The 14,905-nt window shown below is 36.0% G+C and carries 15 protein-coding genes; 13 read left to right on the forward strand and 2 right to left on the reverse strand.

All coding sequences use genetic code 11. The features are described 5' to 3' along the window. Nucleotides 1-2 precede the first annotated feature (2 nt). The 9 genes from D1094_RS10080 to D1094_RS10120 all read left to right on the forward strand — a co-directional run bounded on the left by D1094_RS10080 (nucleotide 3) and on the right by D1094_RS10120 (nucleotide 9,485). The gene (locus tag D1094_RS10080) at nucleotides 3-473 is read left to right on the forward strand and encodes a DUF2802 domain-containing protein (protein ID WP_118959983.1); all 471 of its coding nucleotides are present in this window, start codon (nucleotides 3-5) and stop codon (nucleotides 471-473) included. Nucleotides 474-686: 213 nt separating this feature from the next. Continuing rightward, nucleotides 687-1,400, forward strand: coding sequence for a VacJ family lipoprotein (locus D1094_RS10085; RefSeq protein ID WP_259337902.1), 714 nt, complete (start codon nucleotides 687-689; stop codon nucleotides 1,398-1,400). 110 nt (nucleotides 1,401-1,510) lie between these two features. Further along, the gene (ribE, locus tag D1094_RS10090; RefSeq protein ID WP_118959985.1) at nucleotides 1,511-1,975 is read left to right on the forward strand and encodes a 6,7-dimethyl-8-ribityllumazine synthase; all 465 of its coding nucleotides are present in this window, start codon (nucleotides 1,511-1,513) and stop codon (nucleotides 1,973-1,975) included. Between the two features lie 26 nt (nucleotides 1,976-2,001). Next, nucleotides 2,002-2,418, forward strand: a complete 417-nt coding sequence (gene nusB, locus D1094_RS10095) for a transcription antitermination factor NusB (RefSeq protein ID WP_118959986.1) — start codon at nucleotides 2,002-2,004, stop codon at nucleotides 2,416-2,418. Nucleotides 2,419-2,424: 6 nt separating this feature from the next. Next, nucleotides 2,425-3,384 (forward strand): thiamine-phosphate kinase, encoded by a 960-nt coding sequence (gene thiL, locus D1094_RS10100; RefSeq protein WP_118959987.1) that lies wholly within the window; start codon nucleotides 2,425-2,427, stop codon nucleotides 3,382-3,384. A 32-nt stretch (nucleotides 3,385-3,416) separates the two neighbouring features. Next, nucleotides 3,417-3,890: a phosphatidylglycerophosphatase A gene (locus tag D1094_RS10105; protein ID WP_118959988.1), complete on the forward strand. Its 474-nt coding sequence runs from the start codon at nucleotides 3,417-3,419 to the stop codon at nucleotides 3,888-3,890. A 487-nt stretch (nucleotides 3,891-4,377) separates the two neighbouring features. Further along, nucleotides 4,378-4,734 carry a ribosome hibernation-promoting factor, HPF/YfiA family gene (gene hpf / locus D1094_RS10110; protein WP_118959989.1) on the forward strand — a complete coding sequence of 119 codons (357 nt, stop codon included), beginning with the start codon at nucleotides 4,378-4,380 and terminating at the stop codon, nucleotides 4,732-4,734. Nucleotides 4,735-5,161: 427 nt separating this feature from the next. Further along, nucleotides 5,162-6,361 carry an efflux RND transporter periplasmic adaptor subunit gene (locus D1094_RS10115; protein WP_118959990.1) on the forward strand — a complete coding sequence of 400 codons (1,200 nt, stop codon included), beginning with the start codon at nucleotides 5,162-5,164 and terminating at the stop codon, nucleotides 6,359-6,361. A 10-nt stretch (nucleotides 6,362-6,371) separates the two neighbouring features. Continuing rightward, entirely contained in the window at nucleotides 6,372-9,485 is a 3,114-nt protein-coding gene (locus tag D1094_RS10120) for an efflux RND transporter permease subunit (RefSeq protein WP_118959991.1), read from the forward strand. Between the two features lie 94 nt (nucleotides 9,486-9,579). Here the strand turns inward: D1094_RS10120 and D1094_RS10125 are convergent, their stop codons facing one another. Both D1094_RS10125 and D1094_RS18540 read right to left on the reverse strand, forming a co-directional pair. Next, nucleotides 9,580-9,762: a DUF2986 domain-containing protein gene (locus tag D1094_RS10125; RefSeq protein WP_118959992.1), complete on the reverse strand. Its 183-nt coding sequence runs from the start codon at nucleotides 9,760-9,762 to the stop codon at nucleotides 9,580-9,582. Between the two features lie 31 nt (nucleotides 9,763-9,793). After that, a complete protein-coding gene (locus D1094_RS18540; protein WP_147361069.1) occupies nucleotides 9,794-9,994 on the reverse strand; it encodes a hypothetical protein in 201 nt (66 codons plus the stop codon). A gap of 316 nt (nucleotides 9,995-10,310) precedes the next feature. Here D1094_RS18540 and dbpA point away from each other — a divergent pair, with 316 nt between their 5' ends. The 4 genes from dbpA to D1094_RS10150 all read left to right on the forward strand — a co-directional run bounded on the left by dbpA (nucleotide 10,311) and on the right by D1094_RS10150 (nucleotide 14,836). Beyond that, nucleotides 10,311-11,714 carry an ATP-dependent RNA helicase DbpA gene (gene dbpA, locus D1094_RS10135; protein ID WP_118959994.1) on the forward strand — a complete coding sequence of 468 codons (1,404 nt, stop codon included), beginning with the start codon at nucleotides 10,311-10,313 and terminating at the stop codon, nucleotides 11,712-11,714. Between the two features lie 10 nt (nucleotides 11,715-11,724). After that, nucleotides 11,725-12,927 (forward strand): cell division protein ZapE, encoded by a 1,203-nt coding sequence (gene zapE / locus D1094_RS10140; RefSeq protein ID WP_118959995.1) that lies wholly within the window; start codon nucleotides 11,725-11,727, stop codon nucleotides 12,925-12,927. Nucleotides 12,928-13,105: 178 nt separating this feature from the next. After that, the gene (locus D1094_RS10145) at nucleotides 13,106-13,957 is read left to right on the forward strand and encodes a DUF2884 family protein (RefSeq protein WP_118959996.1); all 852 of its coding nucleotides are present in this window, start codon (nucleotides 13,106-13,108) and stop codon (nucleotides 13,955-13,957) included. A gap of 96 nt (nucleotides 13,958-14,053) precedes the next feature. Beyond that, complete coding sequence (locus D1094_RS10150; RefSeq protein WP_118959997.1) at nucleotides 14,054-14,836, forward strand: tRNA-uridine aminocarboxypropyltransferase; 783 nt, start codon at nucleotides 14,054-14,056, stop codon at nucleotides 14,834-14,836. Nucleotides 14,837-14,905 lie beyond the last annotated feature (69 nt).

Here is a 14,905-nt window from a genome sequence, read left to right on the forward strand (position 1 = left end):
TAATGTCATTATTAGCCGTTCCTATTATTGCTGTTAGTGGTTTGCTAGTCTCATTGCTCGTTACCATTTTATTTATATATTTATTCAAACAATTAAAAAAGAATATTGAACTTCTGAATGCTCAACAACAAGCTGATGAGTTCATGCTTAATAATTTACAAAATGAGTTTACTTTATTAAAAGTCAGAATTGAGCAGACAACTAGTAAGAGTGAAAATGATCTAGTGGAAACTATCCAAGTATCAAAACAACTAGAGCACAGAATAAAGTTAGTACAAACGCAATTGCAAACCCACCAACAACAAGTTATGCAGCTTCAAGAGAGTGACGGACAAGATAAGTTTTATACTAGGGCGTTCAAATTAGCTGAAAAAGGGGCTGATATTGAAGAAATTATGGCCGAGTGTGAACTTCCTCGTGCAGAAGTTGAAATGTTATTGTCTGTATACGCTCAGAGAAAACAACCTAAATAAATCATTAAACAGCATTTAGTAGTGTGCGCCATTCCATGTTAAACTCGGCGAAATTTTTTTTGCAACGATGTTAACTAATAACGTCATTTGCACTATTGAGACTAAGACAAGGATTTTAGCTTAGTGAATATATTCATGACATTTTTTGTTCGGCTTGTTCTCTGTGTAACTATTTTATGCGTGTCTGCATGTTCCTCTAAACCAGCGGTTGATATGAATGATGAACAAGATACAAATGTTCCGGTAGCTGCTATTTATGACAATAGAGACCCTTTAGAAGTGATAAATAGACCTTTATGGACTTTTACTTGGGATTATGTTGATAAGTACTTGGCAAAGCCGGCCTCGGAACTCTATACGACTTATACTCCTCCTTTTCTTCGTACAGGCCTATATAATATAGCGCTCAATTTGAACGAACCAGCAAGTATTATCAATAATTTGCTGCAATTTAAGTTCACTGAAGCGGCTAAAAGTACGGGGCGTTTTACTTTAAATTCAACTGTCGGCCTTCTTGGTTTTTATGATCCTGCCAGTGATTTTGGTTGGAGTGGTGATCAAGAAGAATTTGGTGAAGTTCTAGGTAGTTATGGGGTTGGCGACGGACCTTTCTTGGTAATCCCAGGGCTTGGACCTAGTTCTGTTAGGGAAGAGGTAGGTGACTATGTTGATGGTTTGTATTGGCCAATGGCAATAATAGACTTTTGGCCTAATATGGTTCGCTTAAGCATTCTTGGTCTTGAAAAACGTGCTGCTATAAGAGACCAAGAACAACTATTACTTGAGTCAGCAGATCCATATGAATTTTTGAAAAATGCTTATTTTCAAAACATGAATTATCGACTTTATGATGGTAATCCTCCTATTATAATTGATGAAGACCAAGAAGCTGAAATTGATGCTTTACTTGATGAGTTTGACGAATAGTTTTAGTGGTAATAATTAAATACACGCAAATACTATAAACGAGTACCTAATTCAGAAGCAATTTGATAGAATTGCGCAAAATTTTTCATAATCTTATTGGAAACAGTTAAATGAATATTATTGAAGGTTCATTCGAAGCAAAAGGTAAGAAATTTGCTATCGTAGTATCACGTTTTAATCACTTTATTGTAGATAGTCTATTAGAAGGTGCTGTAGATGCGCTTAAACGTCATGGTAGTGTCCAAGACTCTGACATCACTGTTGTGAAAGTACCTGGTGCCTATGAACTGCCATTAGTTGCTAAAAAGGCAGCTAACAAAGGTGATTACGATGCGATCATAGCAATTGGTGCTGTTATTAGAGGTGGCACGCCACATTTTGATTTTGTCGCAGGCGAATGCAATAAAGGTTTAGCACAAGTGTGTTTAGAATCTGAAATACCTGTTTCATTTGGTGTAATCACAACTGACTCTATAGAACAAGCGATTGAAAGAGCAGGAACTAAAGCAGGTAACAAAGGTGCTGAAGCAGCACTTGGCGCGCTTGAAATGGTTAACGTTCTTGCTAAAATTTAATTTAAGAAATTAACTGGAAATTTATTGTGAAACCTTCCCCAAGAAGAAAAGCTCGTGAATTAGCCGTTCAAGCTATTTACTCATGGCAAATTAGTCAAAATTCAGTAACGGATGTTGAAGTCAACTTTATTACTGATAATAGTAAAAGACGCTTTGATATTGAATATTTTCAACAGTTACTTCGTGGCGTTACAAGTAATGTAAGTGAAATCGATAGTTTAATTTCTCCACACGTTGATCGTCTATTAGATGATATTGACCAAGTTGAGAAAGCAATTCTTCGTGTCGCTGTCTTTGAATTAACTGACTGTAAAGAAGTTCCTTATCGTGTAGTTATCAATGAAGCCATTGAATTAGCAAAATCTTTTGCTGCAGACGATAGTCACAAGTTTGTAAATGGTGTACTAGATAAAGTCGTAAAAGTAATTCGTCCTCAAGAATAATATTTTATGAAAGAGTTTGAATTAATAAAACATTACTTTTCTAATCAACCTGTAAAGCGAAAAGATGTTGCTGTTGGTATAGGTGATGATTGCGCTGTAATCAAACCTATTGCGAATCAACACATTGTTGTTACTACAGATACTCTTGTCGAAGGTGTTCATTTTCCAATAAATACTGACGCTAGAGCAATAGGGCATAAAGCCGTAGCAGTAAACTTATCTGATTTAGCTGCCATGGGAGCTAAGCCCAGCTGGATTTCTTTAGCTATTACTTTACCGAGTATTAATGAAGCTTGGGTGGCTGAATTTTGTGCTGGTGTTTTTGAACTTTGTGAATTCTTTAATGTTGAATTAATTGGTGGCGATACTACCCAAGGGCCTTTAAGTATAACAATTACTGCTCAAGGTTTGACACCAGAAAATCAATATTTATCGCGTGGTGGAGCCAAAGCCGGTGATTGGTTATATGTGACAGGTGAACTTGGTGATGCCGCTTTAGCACTTCAATATCTTCAAGGGAATATATCTGTTGAAGAGCATTATGTCGCGCCTTTAATAGAAAGACTTAATTATCCAAAACCACGTGTATTGGCAGGCGAAATAATACGTGAATATGCTTCAGCTGCAATAGACCTTTCTGATGGGCTTATTTCCGATTTAGGTCACATTTGCCAAGCCTCTAACGTTGGCGCAAATGTAGTTCTAGATGCATTGCCGTTGTCTGAAAAGTTAACTAATAGTTTATTAGAGGAAGATGCTATTAATATTGCTACTACTGGTGGCGATGATTACGAATTGTTATTTACGGTCTCTGAGGCAAATAAAGTTGGTGTTGAAACAGCACTCTCTCATGCTGGTATTCATGTGACATGTATAGGTCAATTGAATGCAACGCAAACAATCACAACCACGTTGAACAATAAAGCAGTACCTATCAATTCCTCAGGTTTTGAGCACTTCTCATAATCGAGATTAAATTTAACCTTCAATGAACATATATGATGTCTACTAATAAAAAAACTGCGTTTAATTTAGCTAGCCCTATACAGTTTTTAGCGTTAGGTTTTGGTAGTGGTTTAGCGCCTAAAGCTCCTGGAACATTTGGCACCCTTGCTGCCATACCTTTATATTTAGTGTTAATGAACTTAACCACCTTATATTATGCTGTTGCAACTGTATTGATTTGTATTGCTGGAGTGTATATATGTGGTAAAGCTGCCGCGGAAGTTGGTGTACATGACCATCCTGCTATTGTATGGGATGAAATTGCTGGCTTTTTAATTACTATGTTTATGGTACCGTTCTCTATACAAAGTCTTGTCGTAGGTTTTCTTCTTTTTAGATTCTTTGACATATTAAAACCTTGGCCAATTTCTATAGCAGATAAAAAACTTAAAGGTGGTTTTGGTATTATGTTCGATGACATATTAGCGGGTTTTTTTGCTTTAATAATAATGCACTTTGTTTTTTAAGCTTATTAGGGCATGTTTATCTTTATTTAATAGTTCAGCTTAGAGATAAACCTTTTATTCAAGGCAAAAACTTGTGTCGTTTACTCGTTAAATCAGTAGTTTTTAACGCAGAGTATAGGAACTTTAACCTTATCTCTATGTGTAATGGATATTTTTAGACTAGCGTTATTAGACTTCACTTATTTGGAATAACCAAATTGCGTTCATACAGCTTTGCTATTGAAAAATAGCTCATTGCTGAAAATATCAACAAAGCTCCGCACACCCTAGTCATTAAACGTATTAAATAATCAATAAATTCGATATTATTGAATCAGATCAATAGTAATACTGCTGTTTATACGCTATTTTTATAACAGAGCAATGAAGAATAAGTTTAATTTTGCATTGATTTTTTCTACTCTGCCCTCAGTTCTATATTACGTGGTAAGAAACCGCCAAATAAAATCGTAAAAGAACTAATAGTAACCGTTTAAAAGGAATACCTATGAAAATAAATCTTTCTGGTCATCATGTTGAAGTTACTGATTCAATCAAAGAACATATCGAGGAAAAGTTTTCAAAGATAGCAAGTCATTTCCCTAGCCTTATCACTTTAGATGTCATTATTTCAAAAGTTCATAATAAGCATCAAGTCGAGTTAACCACTAATTATGAAGGCGGTCGAATATCTGCCTCTGGCAATGATGATGTGATGTATCCAGCTATTGCATCAGCGGCTAAAAAACTCGATGCAGCGTTAAAGCATAGAAAAGGTCAGTTAAAAGCTAATTTACATGCAAAACCAGATGCTACCGCACCTGATATTGCACACGAAAAAGTACAAGAAATGAATTTAATTTAAACTAGGGCGTGTTTAGCTTTTTTTAATCATTCAGATGAGAGATATAACCCCTGCAATCAAGACAAAAGTTACATAGTTTACTGACTAAATCACCAGCTTTTAACACGGAGTAAAGGGGTTGTAACTTCAGTAATAAGGGCAATGGCTGTTTTTAGCACTAGCGGCATTAGACTTTACTTATTTGGTACAACCAAATTGCGTTCATACTGCTTTACTATTGATAAAAATAGCGTATTGCTGAAAATATCAACAAAGGTCAACATGCCTTAAAAGCATATAAAAAGAATTGTAGTTTTGCTGCGGTTCTTTTTTTAACCTCTAAATATACCAAACACCCATACAACAACCGATAAAATAACACTATTTTTAAATAGTTGTGTCATAATCAGCATTAATAAATATTGTATCATTACAAGGACTATTATTAATGTTCAAGCCTTTTACTAAACAATTCAATGTAATAAAAACGTTATGTTTAACCATTTTTTCTATAAGCCTTTTGGGGTGTGGTGAGCCTGAAACTCAAGTTGCAACTCCTGCTCCTGCTGTATCAGTCTATAAAGTAAATACCGAAGAAATTGGCTCATATAGGGAGTTTGTTGCAAGAACAGAAGCTTCTAGAGAGGCTAATTTGCGAGCAAGAGTTGAAGGTGAGTTGCTTGAACGTCACTTCAAAGAAGGGGCATTAGTTGAAAAAGGACAGGTTTTATTAAAAATAGATCCTGCTGAATATCAAGCTGCACTTGCTTCAGCTAAGGCTGATTTAAATAGTAAAGAATCAGGTGAAGATAATGCCAAAAGAAATTTAAAACGTGCAAAAGAGTTGATTGAGGACGGGTATATATCTCAATCAGATTTTGATCGTTTAACAACTGAAGAGTCTCAAGCTCGCGCAGCAGTAAAGTCAGCTACTGCTGCCGTTGAAAAAGCCCAGTTGAACCTAGATTATACAACTATTATTGCACCTTTTACTGGTCGAATTGGTAAGGTAAATTACAACGTAGGTAATGTCGTTGGTCCTAATAGTGATGCACTAGCGACTTTGACATTAACAGACCCTATGTATGTTAGTTTTCAGGTAGAAGAAAGCTTATATGTCTCTTATTTACAATCACATCAAAAAACAAAAAAAGCAGATGATGTTCAGTTAAATATATCAATTAGATTACCAAACAATTCAGAGTATCCGCATACCGGTGTACTTGATTTTGCGGATACAACCATAGAGCAAGGGATGGGGACTGTAGAATTAAGAGCGGTTTTTGATAACCCGAACGGGATCATCTTACCTGGGCTTTTTGTAACACTAATTGCAGAAAGTAAGCAAAAAGAAAAAATGGCCTTAATTCCGCAAGTTGCAGTACAAGAAGGGCAACAAGGAAAGTTTGTCTTAGTTGTTGATGAGCAAAATACAGTTAAGCAACGTCATGTAGTGCTAGGTCGAAGAATTAACGCTATGTGGGTAGTTGAAGAAGGTTTAGAAGCGGGAGAAATGGTTATAATCGAAGGTTTACAGAAAGTAAAACCCGGCATTGAGGTAAATGGTGTTGAAAAAAGTGTTGATGGGGTAACGGGAACTATTAGTGCTCAAAACTCATCAATTATAAAAACAATTGCAGCGAGTTAGGGATAGATAAATGATTAGTAAAACGTTTATAAATCGTCCAAAATTTGCATTTGTTATCTCAATTGTTATATCAATTGCAGGTTTGATTGCTATGGGGGTACTGCCTGTTAATATGTACCCTGAAATTACACCGCCCCAAGTTCAAATATCAGCTGTTTACCCAGGGGCTAGTGCTCAAGTGGTTGAGGAGTCAGTTATTCGGCCAATTGAGGAACAAGTAAATGGTGTAGAGGATATGCTCTACATTGAATCTACTGCTACCAATAATGGTGCAGCTATTATCACCGTGTTTTTTAATGTCGGCACCGACGGTGATATCGCGCAAGTTAATGTACAAAACAGAGTTGCTTTAGCAACGAGTTCATTGCCTTCAGAAGTAACGAGGCAAGGGGTCGATGTTAAGAAAAAATCTAGCAGTATGCTGTTGGGTGTCAACTTATATTCAGATCAGGAAGGTATAAACCAGTTATTCTTAAGTAACTATGCGACAAACTATTTGGTGGAGCCATTAGGGCGTATCAAAGGGGTTGCATCGGCTGAAGTTATGGGTGAAATGACTTATAGCATGAGAGCTTGGTTGAACCCTGAAAGAATGTCTTCTCTTAATGTAACTGTTACGGAAGTTCAACAAGCTCTGCAAGAACAAAATATGATCGTCGCAGCAGGTAAATTAGGCTCTAGCCCCTCGTTACCAAACCAAAAATTTGAATACTCAATTCAAGCCAAAGGGCGATTAAAATCTCCAAAAGAGTTTGGACAAACCATTATACGAGCAAAATCAAATGGTAACTTTGTGCGCTTAACCGATATCGCAAGATTAGAACTAGGTGCGGAAGATTATTCAACCCAAGCAAGGTTGAATGGTAAAGAAACAGCTTTCTTAGTTATTTATCAATTGCCTGATGCTAACGCTACTGAAGTCGCTGATTTAGTTAAAGCTGAAATGGCGAAGTTGTCAGAGCGATTTCCTGATGGATTAGAATACGTAATCCCTTACGATACTACAGAGTTTATTGATCGTTCAATGGAAGAAGTGAAAGTTACTTTATTTCAAGCTGTTGCATTAGTAATTCTGGTTGTTTTCATCTTTTTACAAAATTGGCGAGCAACTATTATACCTACGCTAGCCATACCTGTTTCTCTCATTGGTACTTTTGCTTTTATGTTATTAATGGGCTATTCCATTAATACAATTACCTTGTTCGGCTTAGTTTTAGCTATTGGTATTGTGGTTGATGATGCAATCATTGTTATAGAAAATGTTGAGCGGATTTTAAAAGAAGAAAAGTTACCTATTAAAGAAGCGGTGACAAAAGCAATGGAGCAAGTTTCTGGTCCTATTGTAGCGACAACATTAGTATTACTTGCCGTTTTTGTGCCTGTCGGCTTTATGCCAGGCATTACTGGTGAATTATACAAACAATTTTCAGTGACGATTTCATTTGCTGTGATTATATCGTCTATCAATGCTCTAACATTAAGCCCTGCGTTGTGTACTGTGTTATTAAGTGCAGAAACCATGAAGCCTATCAAATGGTTACAACCGTTTGAGCGTATGATTGTTAATTCAACGTCAGGATACAGTAAAGCGGTCGGCTTTTTATTAAAGCGTGTTTCTCGAGTGGGCATTCTTGCTGTTATTGTTTTTGTCGGTGCAGGTGTATTAACGAATACAGTTCCTACTGCTTTTTTACCTGATGAAGATCAGGGGTATTTATTTGTTGATATTCAACTGCCTGATGCATCTTCAAGTAATCGTACTCAAGCAGTGTTAGATAAAATAACCCCTGTTATTACCAAAGATGCAGCGGTAGAAGATCTTATTACCGTTTCTGGTTTTTCATTGTTAGGCGGCGCTGGTTCAAATAATGGTTTAGCAATTATTACCTTAAAAGACTGGGAAGAAAGAACCACACCTGAATTAGGTTTAAGTCAATTAATACCTCGTCTTATGGGGCAGCTTTGGACAATGCCTGATGCACAAATAATGGTGTTTAATCCACCGCCAATTCCAGGTTTGGGTAATAGCTCTGGTTTTGAATTTAAATTACAAGATAGTGAAGGGCGTGATCCTGCTCAACTTGCTCAAGTTATGAATGGGTTGATTTTTGAAGCAAATCAGCGACCAGAATTAACGCGTGTATTTAGTACCTATCGCGCCAATGTCCCTCAGTATTTCCTTGAGGTTGATCGAAATAAAGCTAAAGCACAAGGTGTTGCTTTATCAGATATTTTTACGACCTTACAAGCCCAACTAGGTTCTTTATATATTAATGATTTTAGTCAGTTTGGTAGAACTTATCGTGTGACCATACAAGCAGAATCTAAATATCGAAAAGAGCCTTCAGACTTACGTTATTATTATGTGAGAAACAATGAAAATGAAATGGTGCCATTAACGACATTAGCTAAGCTTTCTCCTATATTAGGCCCTACAACGATAAACCATTTTAATTTATATCGTAGTGCAAGTATAACAGGGCAAGCGCTGGAAGGTTACTCTTCTGGCCAAGCTATTCAGGTTATGGAAGAGTTGGCTGATAACTTACCACAAGGTTTCATTTATGAATGGTCTGGGCAATCTAAACAAGAAATTGAAGCAGGTGATTTAGCTCCGATTATTTTTGCTTTCGCAATTTTATTCGTTTATTTGTTTTTAGTAGCGCAATACGAGAGTTGGACAATCCCATTTTCTGTTATTGCAGCAGTGCCATTGGCATTGTTTGGCGCTATGCTTGCTTTATATACGATAGGTTTAGCTAATAATATTTATGCACAAGTAGGTTTAGTCTTACTTATCGGTCTTTCGACTAAAACTGCTATTTTGATTGTTGAGTTTGCTATGGAGCAAAGAGCCGCTGGTGAAACAATATTTAATGCTGCGCTTATTGCCGCAAAAATGCGATTTAGAGCGGTATTAATGACAGCTTTCTCTTTTATTTTGGGTGTTTTACCACTAGTTTTTGCTACTGGTGCTGGTGCTGGTAGCCGTGTTTCTTTGGGTATAACAGTATTAGCTGGTATGATTTCGGCAACCATTTTAGGAACACTGCTTGTTCCTTACTTTTACATGTTAGTTCAAAGAATGCGTGAAAAATTTAAGGGTGCATCTGAAGTGAAATAATATGCTAATTAAAGTTTACTGACTTTAAGAAATAACAAAACGCTTAGTATTTACTAAGCGTTTTTTTATGTAAATTTTTAGACAAAGTCATTAGTTACTCGGTTTCACTGCTCAAGTTACTCTCTGCTGTATTTGCTTGTGTTTCTTTTTGTTGCTCTTCCATTTTAGCTCGCTCAGCCTTTGAAATATATTTTGGCTTATTACTTTTATGAAGTTTAGCATTGGCTTTTTTAACTTTAAGTTTTAATGTGTTATTTATTTTCTTTTTTCTATTCATGAGGTTACCTTGATGTGTCGGAAGTTCTTATTTATAAAAATTGTGCAATGATAAAAATTATCATTAAAGGAATATAAGGAGTCATTACCGTGGGTTTAAATGCATTACGGACATATTCAGTTAATAAACCGCTTATAGAGCTACGCTCACTTTGCCATTGTTGATAAATAGGCATAAAATTATTCTGATCTGTTTCGTCTTTGCTAAGCAGGGACTCAATGGTGACTAACATTGCAGCGGTTCGCCCTTGATAGGTTTTTAAAATGGCCTCTTGAAGCCATATAAGTGCTAAAAGTAAAATGGATACTATTATCGAGAAAGAAAAAGCAAAACAAACTAGGCTTATTATAAATGCGCAAATTTTGTTTAGAAGACTAAAGTGCTCGTATTTTTCGTAATCGTGATGAAGTAGCTGCCATTGATTGACCATTTTGGAAGGTTCGCCTTTATTAAAGTGATAAAATTAGGGTAAAAAGAGCTTTGCTGATATTATGCGCGCAATTATACGCTCATGAAAGTAGTGAGCATCAAAAACGTTAGGAATATTCATGAGTAACTCAGCCTCTAATAAAAAGTCATTTTCATCATTAGCCCTAGATAATGCCTTGGTTAGTAACCTTAAGTCATTAGAATACTATGAAATGACTCCTATTCAGGCTAAATCCTTACCTGACATGATTAGTGGAAAGGATGTTATAGGGCAAGGTAAAACAGGCTCAGGTAAAACAGCCGCTTTTGGTTTAGCCTTGTTGAACAAATTGAATGTAAAGCGTTTTCGTATCCAATCAATGGTGCTGTGCCCAACAAGAGAGTTAGCAGATCAAGTCGCAAAAGAAATTAGAAAACTAGCTCGAGCTATTCACAATATAAAAGTGCTTACTTTATGTGGCGGCACGCCTTTTGGTCCTCAAATTGGTTCTTTAGAGCATGGCGCTCATATCATTGTCGGTACTCCAGGTAGAATCGAAGAGCATGTTATCAAAGGTACACTGAATCTGGATGATTTAGAGTTACTTGTTTTAGATGAAGCTGACAGAATGTTAGAAATGGGCTTTCAGGCAGCACTTGATAACATAATTGAGAGAACTCCAGCGCAAAGACAAACATTACTGTTTAGCGCAACTTTCCCAAAACAAATCAAAGCTATCAGTGACAGTATAATGACTAATCCTGTAATGGTTGAGGTTGCATCTACTGAAGAAAAATCGAATATTGAGCAGCAGTTTTTTAAAGTTGAAAACGACGAGCATCGCTTAGATGCATTACGATTATTGTTACTAGATAATCAGGTTGATTCAAGCGTCATTTTTTGCAATACCAAAAAAGAAACGCAACTTGTAGCAAATATGCTTCATAGTGATGGCTTTAGTGTTCTTGCCTTACATGGTGACTTAGAGCAACGTGACAGAGATCAAACCTTATTACGATTTGCTAACAAAAGCGCAGCAATACTTGTCGCAACAGATGTGGCAGCAAGAGGTTTAGATATTGATAACTTAGATTTAGTTGTTAACTACCATATTGCTAGGGATAGTGAAGTGCATGTTCACCGAATTGGTCGAACGGGAAGAGCAGGCAATAAAGGTCTCGCTTTTTCATTATTCAGTGAAAAAGAGCGTTATAAAGTTGGCTTACTAGAAGATTATTTAGAAAAAGTTATACAACCACAAACTTTACCAGCCTTGGATGTTTTATCTTTGAAGAGGCCAAGTGCTAATATGGCGACTATTCAAATTGATGGTGGAAAAAGACAAAAAGTTCGTCCTGGTGACATTTTAGGGGCGTTAACCGGTGATAAAGGTATAAAAGGTGAGCAGGTGGGTAAAATCAATGTGTTTGATAATAAAGCCTATGTCGCCGTGAAAAAGAACGCTATTAAAACTGCATTGAAAAAATTGGCAAACGGAAAAATGAAAGGAAAAACCTTTAAAGTTAGACATTTAGTTAGCTAGTTTACTGTGCATGAAAGCAGCTTACCAACATAAAATAGCAGAAGGCGAGCTTGAAAGTGATCAAGGGCAATTTTTCGCTGTTAATGCATTAGACAAGCTAATAAACACTATAGAACAACAGGGTAAAGGCTTTATATGTGAGCCAACCTTCTTTTCAAAAATAAAGGTTGCTTTGCCCAACCTTTTCTTCAGTAATAAGCATCGAAAAACACTTGGCTTGCCTGGTAAGGGAATATACTTTTATGGACGTGTAGGGCGAGGTAAAACAATGTTAATGGATTTGTTTTATCAAAAACTTACGATAAAGCGTAAAAGACGAATCCATTTTTATCGTTTTATGGCTGATGTTCATCAAGAATTAGCTATTATCTCTGCTAGCAATACGTTAAAAACAAACCCACTAGAACAAATAGCAAAACGTTGGTCTAATGAAGTGCAGGTACTTTGCTTTGATGAGTTCTTTGTGGTTGATATTGGCGATGCGATGATATTAGCTGGGCTATTTGAAGCTTTGTTTAATTATGGGGTTATCATCGTAACTACCTCTAATTGTCATCCTGAGCAACTTTATAAAAATGGCCTTCAACGAGAACGTTTTTTACCGACGATTGAACAAATTAAAAAGCATTGCCAGATAATCTCAATTGATGGCGACATTGATCATCGCTTAGGTGATGAGAGTTGCGATAAAACTAAGCATTACTTTTTAGTCGCTGAAAATGGAAATGTAGCTTTAGAGCAACACTTTACTTCATTGATACCGAGTGAATATAAAACGGAATCTCATGGTCGTATTTTAGTGTGTAATCGTGAAATTGATTTTTTAAGACGAGCTAAAAAAGTTATATGGTTTGATTTTTTTGCTTTATGTTCAGGGACTAGAAGCCAACTTGATTATATTGATATAGCGAATAACTATCAAACGGTCTTCATAAGTAATGTACCGCAATTTAGCGGTAGAGAATTAACTAAAATATCTCAAGGGGTAGAAGATAACTATCAGAGAAAAGGTCAGCTTTTAAATCAACTACAGGCACTTGATGATGAAGCAAGGCGATTTATTGCCTTAGTTGATGAGTTTTATGATAAAAGTATTCAGTTAGTTGTTAGTGCAGAAGTTTCTATTGATGAATTGTATAAGGGCAAGCTACTCGCCTTTGAGTTTGCTCGCTGCCAGTCTCGATTACATGAAATGCAACATATTAATCATTGACTACTTTTTAGTGTATTTGACTAGTTTTTTGTTATTTACTCTTGATGTATTTAATGTGTAAATCCTATCTTTATGATTTTATTAGTTTTTAATTGTGGCACTGCTTTTGTAAGTACTTAAGTCAGAAAGAAATATAACAATGAAACTAATTAACTTCTACGAATACTAGGATAATCACATGAAGATTTTAAGAAATAACCGTTCATTATTTAATAAATCAATGGTAGCTGCGACATTAATAACGACATTTGCTTGTGGTAACGTGTTAGCACATGACTCTGAATGTAATGTTGAGCTAGATACAGGCTTTAGTATTAATAAAAGTACAATCGCTTTTTTAGATAAACATGATGAAGCTATTTATAAAATTATTGATAATGATGTACTAATTGTTTCGGGAGAGCAAATTGAGTTAAATGATTCCCAACAACAGTTAGTTCATGATTACTCCACTATTATCCGAGCAATGGTTCCTGAGGTCAAAACCATTGCAATAGAAGGCGTTGATTTAGCTGTTGAAGGCGTAAATTTAGCGTTTAACGAATTGTTAGGTGAAGGTAATGATATTGCCACGGAATTAACACATGAATTATCGTTAGTGCGTGAAGAGGTATCGACTAAATTCTCTGAAGAGCATGGATTTACCATTGGTGAAAATGGTATTAATGATGGAGAGTTTTTCGGTGAAGAGTTTGAAGAGCGCATTGAGTCTGTAGTAGAAAAAGCCGTAATGAATTCAATGGGGTCATTGCTTGTTGCCGTTGGTCAAGAAATGTTGTTCTCTGGTGGTGATACAGATGCATTTGAAGCACGCATGGAAAACTTTGGTGAAAATATTGAACACCAAATGGAAGCAAGGGCTGAGAAAATAGAAGAAAAAGCAGAAGCATTATGTGAGGCAGCTATAGAAATTGATAGATTGGAAGAGCAAATGAAGCTAAATATTGAAGAACTTTCTACTATTAATGTTATTTCTACTAGTACCAAGTATACAAGTGAACAAGAAGCTACAAGTAACCAATTAATGTAGATACCTAAGTTGTAAGCTTTGTTCTTACGTTTACAGCTCAACTTTAAGACCTATCACTGATATAATTGATAGGTCTTTTTTTATTTATCATGTTTTATGCACGCAGTTCATCATTTATATCAATATCGAAAAAGTTTAAGCACTACTACCTACAAGGCAAGGGGACAAAGAGTCATTCGTTGTGATTTTTGTCGTTTAGCCAAGCGCTTCTGTATTTGTTCACTTGCTCCAAAACAAGTCTGTGAAACTCAGCACTCAAATGCTGGATTTTTATTGTTAATGTACGACACTGAAGTATTAAAACCGAGTAATACTGGCAAACTTATAGCAGATATTATTCCCGATACGTATGCTTTCTTATGGTCGAGAACAGAGCAAAATAGTGAATTAATTGCACTATTAAACGATGAAAAGTGGCAACCGATGATTATTTTTCCTGGTGAGTATGCAAACGAGGAGAGAGAAGTACAAATAAATACTGTTGAATGTAAACATGGCAAAAAGCCCTTATTTATTATGTTAGACGGTAGTTGGCGTGAAGCAAAAAAAATGTTTCGTAAGAGCCCTTATTTAAATAAATACCCTCTGGTTAGCTTTGATGCGAAAACTTTCGACAGGGTAGGGAGTAATCAGCAGTCACCAGTAGGTGATGATTCAAGATACACTGTTAGAAAAACAGAACTTGAGCATCAATTTTCAACAGCAGATGTTGCTGCTAGGGTGTTAGATATGTTTGGTGAGCACAATAATGCTAAGTTATTAGACTTGTGGTTTGATGTGTTTAATTATCAGTATCAAAAAAGTGTTTGCCAAAGAAATAAAGGTAACCCTGATGCACTTGAAAATTATCAAGCTTTTGTAAGAACATCTACCTCATAACCAAAATAAGCTTGCTGTAATGCTTTGAAGTTGCGGCATTAACTTTTAGGAGTTAATTATTAGCCATTA

Source organism: Colwellia sp. RSH04 (genome assembly GCF_003545765.1).
GTDB lineage: Bacteria > Pseudomonadota > Gammaproteobacteria > Enterobacterales > Alteromonadaceae > Colwellia.

Excerpts from the sequence above, each read along its gene's own strand:
- D1094_RS10080 (WP_118959983.1), top strand. The coding sequence starts at position 3 with ATGTCATTATTAGCCGTTCCTATTATTGCTGTTAGTGGTTTGCTAGTC.
- D1094_RS10085 (WP_259337902.1), top strand. The coding sequence starts at position 687 with ATGAATGATGAACAAGATACAAATGTTCCGGTAGCTGCTATTTATGAC.
- ribE (WP_118959985.1), top strand. The coding sequence starts at position 1,511 with ATGAATATTATTGAAGGTTCATTCGAAGCAAAAGGTAAGAAATTTGCT.
- thiL (WP_118959987.1), top strand. The coding sequence starts at position 2,425 with ATGAAAGAGTTTGAATTAATAAAACATTACTTTTCTAATCAACCTGTA.
- D1094_RS10105 (WP_118959988.1), top strand. The coding sequence starts at position 3,417 with ATGATGTCTACTAATAAAAAAACTGCGTTTAATTTAGCTAGCCCTATA.
- hpf (WP_118959989.1), top strand. The coding sequence starts at position 4,378 with ATGAAAATAAATCTTTCTGGTCATCATGTTGAAGTTACTGATTCAATC.
- D1094_RS10115 (WP_118959990.1), top strand. The coding sequence starts at position 5,162 with ATGTTCAAGCCTTTTACTAAACAATTCAATGTAATAAAAACGTTATGT.
- D1094_RS10120 (WP_118959991.1), top strand. The coding sequence starts at position 6,372 with ATGATTAGTAAAACGTTTATAAATCGTCCAAAATTTGCATTTGTTATC.
- D1094_RS10125 (WP_118959992.1), bottom strand. The coding sequence starts at position 9,762 with ATGAATAGAAAAAAGAAAATAAATAACACATTAAAACTTAAAGTTAAA.
- D1094_RS18540 (WP_147361069.1), bottom strand. The coding sequence starts at position 9,994 with ATGTTAGTCACCATTGAGTCCCTGCTTAGCAAAGACGAAACAGATCAG.
- dbpA (WP_118959994.1), top strand. The coding sequence starts at position 10,311 with ATGAGTAACTCAGCCTCTAATAAAAAGTCATTTTCATCATTAGCCCTA.
- zapE (WP_118959995.1), top strand. The coding sequence starts at position 11,725 with ATGAAAGCAGCTTACCAACATAAAATAGCAGAAGGCGAGCTTGAAAGT.
- D1094_RS10145 (WP_118959996.1), top strand. The coding sequence starts at position 13,106 with ATGAAGATTTTAAGAAATAACCGTTCATTATTTAATAAATCAATGGTA.
- D1094_RS10150 (WP_118959997.1), top strand. The coding sequence starts at position 14,054 with ATGCACGCAGTTCATCATTTATATCAATATCGAAAAAGTTTAAGCACT.